Source organism: Wolbachia endosymbiont of Tettigetta isshikii, from assembly GCF_041154185.1.
Lineage (GTDB): Bacteria > Pseudomonadota > Alphaproteobacteria > Rickettsiales > Anaplasmataceae > Wolbachia.
This window is the reverse complement of the sequence record NZ_JBFTEN010000030.1, coordinates 1-12,408: the sequence shown is the minus strand read 5'-3', so window position 1 is coordinate 12,408 and position 12,408 is coordinate 1. Positions and strand designations below refer to the sequence as shown.

At 35.3% G+C, this 12,408-nt stretch carries 9 protein-coding genes and 2 pseudogenes; 9 read left to right on the top strand and 2 right to left on the bottom strand.

Annotated features, from left to right (window positions below; genetic code table 11):
- Nucleotides 1–154: 154 nt before the first annotated feature.
- Nucleotides 155–949, top strand: coding sequence for a CAF17-like 4Fe-4S cluster assembly/insertion protein YgfZ (ygfZ, locus tag AB6N09_RS05325; RefSeq protein WP_411131897.1), 795 nt, complete (start codon nt 155–157; stop codon nt 947–949).
- A 555-nt stretch (nt 950–1,504) separates the two neighbouring features.
- Here ygfZ and guaB read toward each other — a convergent pair.
- Nucleotides 1,505–2,989 (bottom strand): IMP dehydrogenase, encoded by a 1,485-nt coding sequence (gene guaB / locus AB6N09_RS05320; protein ID WP_411131896.1) that lies wholly within the window; start codon nt 2,987–2,989, stop codon nt 1,505–1,507.
- 214 nt (nt 2,990–3,203) lie between these two features.
- Between guaB and AB6N09_RS05315 the strand changes: the two are divergent.
- Nucleotides 3,204–4,085, top strand: a pseudogene (locus AB6N09_RS05315) (tetratricopeptide repeat protein).
- Between the two features lie 168 nt (nt 4,086–4,253).
- A complete protein-coding gene (locus AB6N09_RS05310; RefSeq protein WP_411131895.1) occupies nt 4,254–5,534 on the top strand; it encodes a hypothetical protein in 1,281 nt (426 codons plus the stop codon).
- Nucleotides 5,535–5,619: 85 nt separating this feature from the next.
- Here AB6N09_RS05310 and AB6N09_RS05305 read toward each other — a convergent pair whose 3' ends face one another.
- Nucleotides 5,620–6,804 carry an aspartate aminotransferase family protein gene (locus AB6N09_RS05305; RefSeq protein ID WP_411131894.1) on the bottom strand — a complete coding sequence of 395 codons (1,185 nt, stop codon included), beginning with the start codon at nt 6,802–6,804 and terminating at the stop codon, nt 5,620–5,622.
- A gap of 63 nt (nt 6,805–6,867) precedes the next feature.
- On the opposite strand from AB6N09_RS05305, the gene AB6N09_RS05300 reads away from it, so the two are divergent.
- From AB6N09_RS05300 to AB6N09_RS05275, 6 genes and pseudogenes are all read left to right on the top strand, one after another.
- Nucleotides 6,868–8,295 carry a sensor histidine kinase gene (locus tag AB6N09_RS05300; RefSeq protein ID WP_411131893.1) on the top strand — a complete coding sequence of 476 codons (1,428 nt, stop codon included), beginning with the start codon at nt 6,868–6,870 and terminating at the stop codon, nt 8,293–8,295.
- Between the two features lie 64 nt (nt 8,296–8,359).
- Nucleotides 8,360–8,827, top strand: coding sequence for a thioredoxin-dependent thiol peroxidase (bcp, locus tag AB6N09_RS05295; protein ID WP_411131891.1), 468 nt, complete (start codon nt 8,360–8,362; stop codon nt 8,825–8,827).
- A gap of 21 nt (nt 8,828–8,848) precedes the next feature.
- Nucleotides 8,849–9,918, top strand: a pseudogene (recF, locus tag AB6N09_RS05290) (DNA replication/repair protein RecF).
- Between the two features lie 187 nt (nt 9,919–10,105).
- Nucleotides 10,106–10,759 carry a hypothetical protein gene (locus AB6N09_RS05285; RefSeq protein ID WP_411131890.1) on the top strand — a complete coding sequence of 218 codons (654 nt, stop codon included), beginning with the start codon at nt 10,106–10,108 and terminating at the stop codon, nt 10,757–10,759.
- Entirely contained in the window at nt 10,752–11,144 is a 393-nt protein-coding gene (locus tag AB6N09_RS05280; protein ID WP_411131889.1) for a hypothetical protein, read from the top strand. Before AB6N09_RS05285 ends, AB6N09_RS05280 begins: the two co-directional genes overlap by 8 nt.
- Nucleotides 11,145–11,935: 791 nt before the next feature.
- Nucleotides 11,936–12,172, top strand: a complete 237-nt coding sequence (locus tag AB6N09_RS05275; RefSeq protein ID WP_411131888.1) for a hypothetical protein — start codon at nt 11,936–11,938, stop codon at nt 12,170–12,172.
- Nucleotides 12,173–12,408: the final 236 nt, after the last annotated feature.

Genomic DNA, 12,408 nt, shown 5'->3' with positions numbered 1-12,408 from the left:
CTATTTTCTATAACAAACTGGTTTTTATTGCCCATATGACTGGGTAAAGTTGCAAAATCACACAAATAAAAAATTTTTAAAAAACATAGTTGATAAGAAGACGAAGTGTAGCTACTACTATATAGTAAAATTTAGGTTTGTTGACAGAAATTGTATGAGTTATATACCATTGCAAAGCCGTGGTGTAATAGTTTTATACGGGCCAGACACAAGGGATCTCCTGCAGGGTATTATAACAAATGATATTAATAAGCTAGATAGTCAAAAAGCTATTTACTCTTTGCTGCTTAGCCCTCAGGGAAAGTACTTATACGATTTTTTTCTGATTAGATATGGTAAGTACATCCTTTTGGAATGCGAAAATGTGTACTTGCAGCAAATAATTGAGAAACTAGATTTGCTTAAAACTTACCTGAGAGTGAAGATTAAAGACGTTAGTTCATTGTATAAGGTTGGGATTTTGTTTAATACTAAGTCAACAGAATGTAATGAGTCACAAATTATTTTTCAAGATCCAAGGCACAAATCTTTGGGAATGAGGATCATATATAAGGGCGAAATAAAGCAATCAGACGGAGATTTTACTCAGTACGAAAAAGTGAGGATTCAAAACCTCGTTCCAGATGGAGCAAGAGATATGGTGCAGAATTCGTCGTTTCCGCTGCAATATTTAATTGATAAGGTCAACGGAATAAGCTTCAATAAGGGGTGTTATATAGGCCAGGAAGTTGTAAATCGAATGAGCAGGCAAGAAACGTTCAGAAGAAAGCTTTACCTTGTTGAGGGAAACAGTGCGCTTCCAAATATCAGTACTAAAGTAATAAATGAGAACAATGAAGAAATAGGCGAACTGCGCTCTAGCGTAGACAATATTGGACTTGCATTGCTTTATACTGGGAAAAGCCACGCCAATTTATGTACCGGTGGGGTCAAAATATCTGCGCGTTAGGATGCTTGGGTCTAAGTTAAGGCAGTGCATGCACTAGCCATAGAAACGAAAAAACTGCTTGACAACCTTTGCCGTTACCCTTATTGTAGTATTGGAGCTATTCATTTAGTTTCAATCTGTGCAGGTTAAACGACGAAAGTATCACGTTTGGCGTCTTATGTTTAATTTTTTGCACTATGTGCACCTCATGTCTTTATTAATTTCACCTAAACTTCTAGGTTTTTCCCTATACAAGCTGAAATGCGCTTATAAGTCGTTCAAGACAGTATAGTACGCCAATTTGCAGGATTAGAGAGTAAGCAACTTCTACCGCGGGATTTCTTTTGTCTTTTTTTCTGCTTGGTAAATTTCTTAAACATTAAGCTAAGGTTAGTTGCGTTTTAAAAGCAGCTAAATTGCAGCGTTTAAGACTAAAAAGATGCCAATGTTTTTGAACAGGTATTGACCAGGGCTTTTTTTGCCTTTTTCTCCATTTAGTAAATTTCCTAAATATTTATTAGTAAAGTAGTATCCTAGATGCCAGTGTCAGCTACTTGGATGACATTGAAAAAGAATCTACTCTGGATCAACTGGTAAGTTGGATGCTTGATAAGCGTAGTTTGGAGCTTCTTGCGTAATAATTATATCATGAGCATGGCTCTCTCTGAGCCCCGATGCAGTAACAGTAACGAATTTGCAGTTTTTCTTCATCTCTTCTATACTACTATTACCAGTATACCCCATTGCAGCCTGCAACCCGCCAATTAATTGGTGGATCACCCCTGAAGCTGGACCTTTAAATGGAACTCTTCCTTCTACTCCTTGTGGAACTAATTTTAGTTTTGAGTCTTTATCTTGAAAATAACGACTCGCTGAACCTCGTTTCATTGCGCTGATAGATCCCATTCCTCGATAGCCTTTGTATGCTCTGCCCTTGTACATGATGATCTCGCCTGGACTTTCGTCAGTGCCTGCAAAAAGTGAACCAATCATCACAGAATCAGCGCCGGCTGCGATAGCTTTTGCAACATCTCCTGAGTATTTTATCCCACCATCGGCAATCAACCTTACTTTTCTTGCTTTGCAAACTTCTGCAACATTTTGAATTGCGGAAAATTGTGGTACACCAACACCTGTAACTATCCTAGTTGTGCAGATTGATCCAGGCCCTATGCCAACCTTCACTGCATCAACGCCCGCGTCAATCAATGCTTCAGCAGCCTCTTTTGTGGCAATGTTGCCACCTACTAGCTGCGTGTTTGGGTACATCGCTTTTATTTCTCTAATGGTGCTGATAACATTTTCGGAATGACCGTGAGCGGTATCCACGACAATCACATCAATTTCTTCTCCAATTAAAGCTTCACATCTTTCTATGCCATCCTTTTTGCCAGTGCCAACTGCAGCAGCAACTCTGAGTCGCCCTTTACTGTCTTTACATGAATTGGGGTATCTATTGTATTTTTCAATGTCTTTAACCGTAATTAGGCCTATACAACAAGAATTTTCATCTACGACCAAAAGCTTCTCTATTCTATTTTTATGCAGCAATTTCATTGCTGAGGCACTATTCACTTTCTGCTCCCGCACTGTAATTAGCTTGTTTTTTGTCATCACTTCAGAAACTTTTATACCCATGTTCTTGTCTTCAATAAACCTCACATCCCGGTTAGTTAAAATTCCCACTAACTTAAATTGATCAACCACAGGAATGCCAGAATAATTGTGCTCTTTCATTAATGAAATCGCTTCCGCAACAGTTTTATCTGGAGAAATCGTGATTGGATTATACACGATCCAACTTTCATATTTTTTTACCCTTCTGACTTCCGAAACTTGCTCATCTATTGATAAGTTTTTATGTATGCAACCTATCCCACCACGTTGGGCAATAGCTATTGCAAAGTCTGATTCAGTAACAGTATCCATTGCAGAAGATATGAGAGGGATATTGAGTTCTATGCTATTTGTTAAATAAGCTTTCGTATCTGCATCACAAGGCAATATATTAGAATGTGCTGGCAAGAGTAGTATATCGTCGAACGAATAACAAGCTTCCATTTTTTTTCATAAGCTTTAAATAAAGCTTATACGCCAATTGATTCAATTGCAATAGGGCAATGCAAAATTAGCTAGTAGAATGCTGCTTATACTCTCGTGTTAAGTTTAATTGCGTACATGCTGCAAAATGGAGTAAATATATATGTTCGCCTCTAATTAATACTATCTTTATTATTATATGAGATAGCTGAGTCAGTATTTATAAATTTATACTATGTTGTACATAACTCAGGAAAGTAAGATTTGCTGGTTACGTGCAGGAATGATATCAATGCGTGGCTCCAACGCTACAACGCCGAGAGCTGTATTTATCTGCATATTAATTTATTCTATAGTTTTACTAAATTTTCCCACTGCTTATGCTAATGAGGATTTGGAGATACGAAAAGTCTTTGATAACGTTGCTAAATACATAAAAGCTGATGAAAAATATAAAGACTTTGACGTTATTGAAAAAAAAAGTGATAAGTTTAATATCAAAGTTGCATAGAATTCTGGCAAATACTTTGGTATACACTCCATTTAAAAAAAAGCAAAAGATTCTTTTGAATCTGGAGATAATGAGGCAGCCATTTCTTTCCTTAACCAAGTCATTGTAAAATTTCCTTATCATAAAAATGCTCTGATCGGGCTGGGAAACATTTATTTTGCCAACAAAGAATACGAAAAGGCTATAGAGATCTACACAAGACTATTAAAAGAATACCCTAGTAACTCTTATATATTAGAGAATTTTCTGACGATAATTTCACAATACAATCCTGATCTGGCGTTAAGTGAAATGTTGAAGTTGTATAATATACACAAAAATTGTGCTCCTTTATTGGCAAATCTAGGTCTGATCTATATAAAAAAGGAGTGCTATGCAAAAGCTAAGGAGTGCATGATAGCTGCGGTTTCTCTTGATCAAAACAATATTTTCTATGTCTATAATCTAGCTGTTATTCTAGATAAGCTTTCAGATTTCAAAAATGCTGCAACATTTTACTTAAAGCTGTTGAACATGGCCGTAAACTCAAAAAACATAAGCGAAGAAATACCTATACGTAAGGTGGAAGCAAGACTAAAATTTATAAAACTCCACAGACACACTTAACAATTTCATGAAAGTTTGTGCCCTATTTTAGTTGCCTGGACCTCGTTTGTTTTGAGTATAAGACCTAATCTGGCTATATAACCTACTAAAACGCCATCGAATTTAAGAAAAAGTCAATCACTGTAAGATAACATATTTCTAGAGTCCACGAACAGTGAGGTATAATAAATGGGTATCAAAAGCAACTTATTAGTTCAAGTTACTAAATACAACAACAAGAGAGTTGTAGAGTTTACTCTAGGTTTCTTTAATGCATTGGGTAAACTCTTCTCGTTTGGTAGAAAAAAGGAACCTTCCCACAGTAGGGAGGACAATCAACACTTAAACGATGCACTTGTGTTTGCTATAGAAAATCTCAATTCTGATATAGTAGAATTACTTGTCAACTCGGGAGCTGATGTCAACTCGTTAGATAAAAACAACAAAAATGCTATAACGCACGCTGTGGAAAGGCTAGCTACCTCAAAAGGTTTATCAGTGGATCCATCAAAAAATTTGCCAGAGGAAATAAGCTCTCACACTATAGTACAATTTTTATTGGTGAAAGGCTCCAAGTATTACAGTACAGACAACATGGATATTGAAGGGAAGTATACTCTATCGATAAAGGGAAACGTAGGACACTCCTTGCAATCAGAGCCTATTTATGAAGAAATACCTGCCAAGAACACTGAAACACAACCTGTATACAACGACATGCACACTTATGAAAAAGTAGATGGTTTTGGAGATGATGATTCACTAAGTAGTGGCTACTCTAGCATAAAAGAGCTTAGAGCACAGAGAAAACCAATTGATTTACCACACATATATTCTACAGTAGGCCTTGCTGCAAAACAAGTGGCACAGGAGCAAGGTGATGAACACATTTACGAAGAAATGGATCATTTTAGAAGGGATGACAATTCACTTGATAGTTGTTATTCCAGTATAGAAAAGTGTGCAACACATCAAGAACCTATATATGCAGAAATCTCTGATGTTAGAGAGCGTGAGAACCCACTCTACGTTAGTGTAGAAGAGTGTAAAACACAAAAAAAATCGATTGATTCATCAAAGCAAGAACCTATATACACTACAGTGGATCTTGCTGCAAAAAGATCAGAAGGGAAAGCAAAATCTATAAAAGCTAATTCTGGCACTTATCACGGGCTAGTAAAAGATAGAAAAAATCAGTGGGAAGAAAAAATAAATAAACGTAAATTAGAAGCTAATACAACAACAGATCGAAAAGAAGAACTACATGATAATACTAGAAAAACTTTCGGTGCTAATGTAGAAAGAATAAGGCAGAAATACGAGTCAGGTTATGATTCTGGCTATGACTTTGATACAAAAGTGGAACAATCGAGAAAGCCTAAAGCTCCCAACTCTAAAGTGAATTCAGTTCATGTTGAGTATGGAATAGTAGGAGGTTGTCGACATAAAATCACTGATATATCACTTTAACTGCGTGGTTCATGGAGGTTGTGGCAGTAAAAGTGCATTTTAAATAGAGTTTTGCCTAGTACACTTTGGTTAGCCTAAGATGTTGTTACCAGCTTTCTGTGTAGTGGGAATTGGTATCAGATAAATATTGAGTCAGAATCTCAATGCCTTCGTCGATTTCCTTTTCAGTGATGATGAGTGGAGGCAAAATTCTTAAAACATTATCTGATGTTACTCCCACAGTAAGTAAACCACGATAACTTAGCTCTTCTGCAAACTTTTGGCTATCCATTTTTACTTTTATCCCAAGCATTAGCCCCTTTCCTCTTACATCTTCTATCATTGGAAATTTACTTGCCAGACCTTCTAATTTATTCTTTAAATACTTGCCTCTAATTTCAACATTCTGCAAAAAGCCGGAGCTGAGTAACTCATCAACCACAGCATTGCCTACCGAAGTTGCAAGTGGATTGCCACCAAAAGTGGAACCGTGCATGCCAACTTTCATGTACTTAGCAGCCTTTTTAGTTGCAAGACAAGCCCCTAGCGGGAACCCTCCCCCTATTCCTTTTGCGAGAGCGCATATGTCAGGCTCTATTCCTATATGTTCATATGCAAATAATTTCCCTGTTCTGCCAGCACCGCATTGTACACAATCAAAAAATAGCAATATATCGTTTTCATCACACAGCTTCCTCAGCTCCTTCATGAAGAATGCATCCATTACTTTAATACCACCTTGTCCCTGTATTGGTTCTATCAATATAACGCCTATACTATTAGAGATTGCTTTTCTTACGCTTTCAATATTGGGCTCGACGTTATCACACCAATCAATATAAGGATTCAATAGTTCAGAAAATTTCTGTCTATCATTTGTAGCACAAGTTAAAAATGTTCTTCCATGAAATGCACCATGAAATGTTAAAATTCTATGGCGATTTTTACTGCCTTTTCCGTTTTGATAGGCCCTAGCAATCTTAAGCCCAGACTCTACTGCTTCTGATCCAGAATTTGTGAAAAATACAGTATCAGCAAAGCTGTTGTCTTTTAGCTTTTCTGCAAAGTTGTTAGCAGCAGGTATATTATAGGTGTTTGATACATGCCATAACCTTTCTAATTTAAGAGCGCTAATTAATTGCGGATTGGCATGACCTAAGCTGCTAACGGCTATTCCAGAGTGAAAATCTATGTAACGCTTGCCATTAACATCATACAGATAAACACCTTTGCCGTAAGAAAAATTTATATTAATAGGAGAGTAAACTGGCAAGATAGGAGAAATTGTCATAAAAGTATGGTATGCTAAATTTAATTAATAACATAAAAGTCGTTATTTCACAATCAGAAGGGTATGTATAAACTAAGTAAATTAGCACTTCCTGCACTAAAGAAAAATAGATACGAAAAAGTTATCGCATTATTCTCATCAATTTTTGTGATTTTATTTAGTGTGATATATTGTAATTATTCACTAAGGGATAACTTTCTCTCTTCTTACTGTGACTCAAGTATAGGCTTAAAAAGTATATTAGAAAATAGCATAATAAAAAAGTATCACTACTTACTAATAGAAAAGCACCACATTAAATACAAGAACTTTGATTACATAAACCAACTGATAAGGCTACGTGCTGAATTATTACAATCAGTTAGCGAAGTGAAGAACTTGAGCTTAATACTATATGATCAAAATAGTAGAATAATGTTCAGTCACTTTAACACCCAAGATCATGATTATGAACAGTTACTTACAGACGATGAAATCGATAGGCTACTAAACAACCAAGAAATATTTTATACTACAGGAAATAAACTAGTTTCTATTTTTCCTATATTTCATGAAGGTGACATTAAGCCATCATTTTTTTTAAAGATCATTCAAAACCACAATAACTCTTACGTTATGGTATATAGCCTATTTTTAACGTTCGTGGGCTTATTATTAGTAATTTTAATACTAATAATGCTTTATTTGCACTTTTCCAATACCCAAGTGCTAGCTAAGCAACATAAAACCAATATCGAATTACAACAGATGAAAGAGGCGTTAGAGCAAGAAAATGCAAACAAGCTAAAATTTTTTGCAAGCGTTACACATGAGCTGCGTACGCCACTTAATGCTATTATTGGATTTGCAGAGTTGATCAAAAATGAAACTTTAGGTTCGATGGATCATTCTCAATACAAGGAGTATGCAGACGATATATATAATGCAGGGACACATTTACTTGCTTTAATTAACGATGTGCTCGATTTTTCAAAAGCTGAAGCAAGCAGTTTAACAGTAGAAAAAGTGAAGTTTAACCTGAATAAAATAATAGATTCATGTTTGAATATGCTATCACCCAAATTAAAAGAAACCGGAATTAGTTTAAAAAAGGAGATACCCAATAAACAATTATTAGTTATTGCAGATCCCAAGAGGATGAAACAAGTTATAATAAACTTATTATCAAATTCAATCAAATTTACCCCCAAAGATGGCCTAATAAGAATGGTGATTAAAGAGAATATAGAAAAAAACTTATTGACTATTGAGTTCTATGACAATGGAATAGGAATAATGCAGCAAGACATATATAGAGTCATGTCTGTCTTTGGCCAAGCAGACTCAGGATATAGAAACGAAGGTACGGGCATCGGGTTGCCACTCAGCAAAAAACTAGTAGAGCTAATGGGTGGAACTTTCGATATTAAAAGTGAAGCAAAACTTGGTACTACCATAACGTTAAACTTCTTTTATGAAGAGCAAACATGTGAGGATTTAATTGATTTTTAACTGGAGTTCTTAGAGGCTCCGACTATAATATATTACCATACAGGTATTATTAACGGAGTGGGATATGGAATTAGCAGTAGGAAATAATGCTCTTGATTTTAGCTTACCAACGGATTCAAGTGAAAATTTATCATTGAGTGATTTTTTTGATAAAAAAAATGTAGTTCTTTATTTTTATCCTAAAGATGACACTCCAGGTTGCACTATGGAGGCAAAAGGCTTTAGAGATAAAATAAATGACTTTTCTTCCATTGATACAGTGATAATCGGTGTATCAAGAGATAGTATTAAGTGCCACGCTAACTTCAAAGCAAAATATTCTCTACCATTTTATCTAGTTTCTGATGAAAATGCTGAAATGCTAGAAAAATATGGTGTTTGGGTAGAAAAGAGCATGTTTGGTAAAAAGTATATGGGAATAGAACGCACTACTTTTTTAATAGATAAAAAGGGTAAAATAGTAAAGATCTGGAAAAATGTAAAAGTTAGTGGACATGTTGATGAGGTTCTAGAGGAAGTAAGGAGAATATAAATTAAAAAAACATCTAGGCTAATGGCTACCCATTGCTACATAAAAAAGTTGCAATTACATAATTTTCGTAACCATTCAAGTTTTGAACTGGACTCAAGTGACAATTCGGTTGTGGTAACTGGCAAGAATGGTGTAGGTAAAACTAATATACTTGAAGCGATTTCGTTGCTTGCTAAAAGCAATGGAATGAAAAAAGCAAAAGCTAGTGAGATGCAAAACAAATTCAGTAATGAAAATTGTACAGTGCACTACGGTTTCTTTAATGGAGTAGATTTCAATTCAATCAGTATTGCAAAGAACTTTAATAAGAAACTAATACAAATTGATGGGAAAATGTAATCAGGTTATTCGTCGCTGTATAGAATATCCAATGTGATATGGCTAATTCCGCAAATGGACTACATTCCTCTTAGTTCTCCAAGTGATAGGTTAAAATTTTTAGACCGCATAGTTTCATTGTTTAAAGAAAATTATACTTACTTCTACATGAAATATAGGAAAGCCAAACACGAGCGGAGTAAACTGCTGAGGGAAAGCATTTTGGACGAGAACTCGCTTTCTAGCTTTGAAAATGTTATGGCTGTTAATGCAGTCAATATATTACGTATGCTGCTATCTGTTTTAACAACACTGCAAGATACAATTGATAATCAGTCCACTGAGTTTTTCCAAAAGCGAGTCTAAAACTAAGCAGCAAGCTAACTTCAAGCGATACTGCTGAATATTTTCAGAATCGTCTAAAGGAAAATAGAGAAAAAGACTCGTTAACTGGTAGAGTAGCCTTTTGTGTGAACAATGATAAATTTCAGGGTTTTTACCAAGGAAGAGATATACCAATAAATTTGTGCTCTACTGGAGAACAAAAGTTATTGCTACTTTCTATCATCTTATCCAGTGTAAAAGCAAGGTGTATTCACCACAATAAGGCACCGCTTCTTCTCCTTGACGATATAATGTCTTATCTAGATGAGCATTACAGGAGGGTGTTGATAGAGGAAGTATTAAGTATTCAATGCCAAACTTGGATAACTGACGTAGATCGAAACAATTTTGGTAGCTACGTTGATTCTTTCAGGTTCATTGAGTTATAGACTGGTCAGATGTATTCAAGCTAGCTCCAGCCACTCACTAGATCTCTTGCATAACTTCTCCTTTAGTTACGCAAGAAGTCTATCTCCACTTCTTCGAGTTAAGGTTGATTAGCTTTTCTTTAAGTATTATGTACTAAACCTTTAGTTTAAAAATATTTGTTTACAGTAAAATCCAATCGGAGGAAATATGCAGAAGTACATTTTTGACATCGTCTGTAGTGAATATAAAGTAGGTGACAGTTCCATATATAAAAAGATAAAGCTTGTTGAGAACGTAAATGGTAAAGAAAAAACAATAAAATTCTGTGGTCCTTACTTTGAAGCACCTTGCATTCGTGAACGAAATGAAGAAGAAAGTTTTGCAATATGGATTGAGAAGGCAAAGTATAATTTCTGCGAAGATGATTTTTGTGATAGCTGGACAGATAGAAAGCTCTACTACAAGGAAAATATCCCGCTCGAGGAGGTTAAATTAAAGGTAATACTCGATGAAGATTGTGAATATAAAATTGCTGTAGTTACTCCTTTTGAGGGTATTAGAACATGTTTTAATTATTTAAGTGATCGTAGATTGGTTATCGAAAGAAATAATAGCAATGAACTCTCAGTCTATTTATCTGATCAAGCAGGAGTTCGTGCGAACAATCTTCAATATTTTAATAAACTTTTAGAATCAGCACTTCTTGAAAATTCAAACATAAGGGAAGTTCTGCCTGAGCTTGAGATTGATGTTATTACGTCACGGGAGCCAAAAGGTGATAATGGCGAACCAGGTAAAGATGGTGAGCATGGGTCTAAGGGTGACAAAGGTAACAAGAACTACCAAAGTAAATTTGGGTAGAAATTGGATGGGAAAATATACATTTAGAATAGATAGTAAGGACCAGCTCTATAAGAAGCTGATTAAACTTCCTACTGCATATTACAGATTACAAAATAATAGCAATGGATATACTATCCATTCGCACCTTGGTATGGCTGAGCTGGGGAATGTTCATGATGTAAAGTTAAAGCAGGAGGGCGATAAAATAGTTTTATATAAAGGAGATTTACCTCTGAAATTAAATGACGAGGACTTTGTCATAAAACAAGAAGATATTATAGGTGAAAACAGGAGTAATATTATTAGGGCACTTAAGTCAGAAGGAGTGATAAAAACTTTAATTAAAGACGTAGCAGATAGTCCATATTTTATTATTAAATTACCCATTTCTAGGCATGAATAAACACATGGAGAATTAAAATTTATTAACTTATATGATGAAGATGACTCAATATTAAAATAGATTAAAGAAGAAACAGGCGGGCTTTATTTTACAGTAAAAGATGATGATATCTATATATCAGACAAAGATGGAAATCATCTTCCATCATATGACGATTATCAGTATCAATACACACAAAATACGTGTGATATACTAACAATAGATGACATAATAAGCTTAATAAAGGCTAGCGATGCACAGAAGGACACAATAGACGACTTAAAGAAGACCAGAGATACACAGGCGGATATCATAGATGAGTTAACGAAGACTAAAGATGTACAGAAAAGCACAATAGAAAACTTAAAAAAAGCAAACAGTGTACAGCAGGACTTTACTTTACAGAAAGGAGAAAAACTATCGGATGATATCTATGAAGCAAATGTTGTTTTGATAAGAGCATTTAGTGATAAGACTATAGTAGCTACCTTACCAAAAATAGTTTACTACATGCTCAATGATCAATTGGTCATGCGTAATCATGTTACGAAAGAGGAGGTAGTTATTCCCAGAGATTTTCATTATTTAAAAGTTGTCAATCTTTTTGCAATGTACTTGGTTAATGAATTTTTCGAGTATAAAGATACGATCCACAATATTCAAACGTTTCGGATGAATATAAATTCATAAGCTTAAGTTGTGCAAGAAAAAACTACAACCCGAGCTTTGGAGAGCTACTTAACCATAGACCATCGTTCTTTATTGCAAAAGGATCTGCTGAGCCAGACTCTCCAGGTTACCGCTCAGCTGACGTGTTTGAAGTAACAAACAGAGGAAAAGGTAGAAAAATGGCTACATTAATTGATGAATTCGGCTATTTCGATCAAAATGGCATGTTTAAGCATTGCAATTACCATGAAGAAACGAAATGCCGCTCTTATGCTTCCGCTGAAATTGATAAAGAATATCAGGTAACAGATGCAGACAGTGAGTTTTACCTAACAGAGCACGAAAACGTCATTATTCACACTATTCCAGAGTTAATTTAACCATTCTCATATAGCTGACCAAGGAAAGGCACGTCATACCGCTGCAGTATCCCAGCCGCTAACGCGTAGCAAAATGACGGTTGTCTGTGTTACTTGAGTTATAAATATTTAAGAAATTTACCAGACAGAGAAAAAAGCAAAAGAAATCCCGTGGTAGAAGTTGCTCACTCTCTAATCCTGCAAATTGGCGTACTATACTGTCTTGAACGACTTATAAGCGCGTTTCAGCTTATATA

What these genes read in the sequence shown, in the direction of transcription:
- bcp (WP_411131891.1), top strand. Translation starts at nt 8,360, where the DNA reads ATGGAATTAGCAGTAGGAAATAATGCTCTTGATTTTAGCTTACCAACG.
- ygfZ (WP_411131897.1), top strand. Translation starts at nt 155, where the DNA reads ATGAGTTATATACCATTGCAAAGCCGTGGTGTAATAGTTTTATACGGG.
- AB6N09_RS05305 (WP_411131894.1), bottom strand. Translation starts at nt 6,804, where the DNA reads ATGACAATTTCTCCTATCTTGCCAGTTTACTCTCCTATTAATATAAAT.
- AB6N09_RS05300 (WP_411131893.1), top strand. Translation starts at nt 6,868, where the DNA reads ATGTATAAACTAAGTAAATTAGCACTTCCTGCACTAAAGAAAAATAGA.
- guaB (WP_411131896.1), bottom strand. Translation starts at nt 2,989, where the DNA reads ATGGAAGCTTGTTATTCGTTCGACGATATACTACTCTTGCCAGCACAT.
- AB6N09_RS05285 (WP_411131890.1), top strand. Translation starts at nt 10,106, where the DNA reads ATGCAGAAGTACATTTTTGACATCGTCTGTAGTGAATATAAAGTAGGT.
- AB6N09_RS05310 (WP_411131895.1), top strand. Translation starts at nt 4,254, where the DNA reads ATGGGTATCAAAAGCAACTTATTAGTTCAAGTTACTAAATACAACAAC.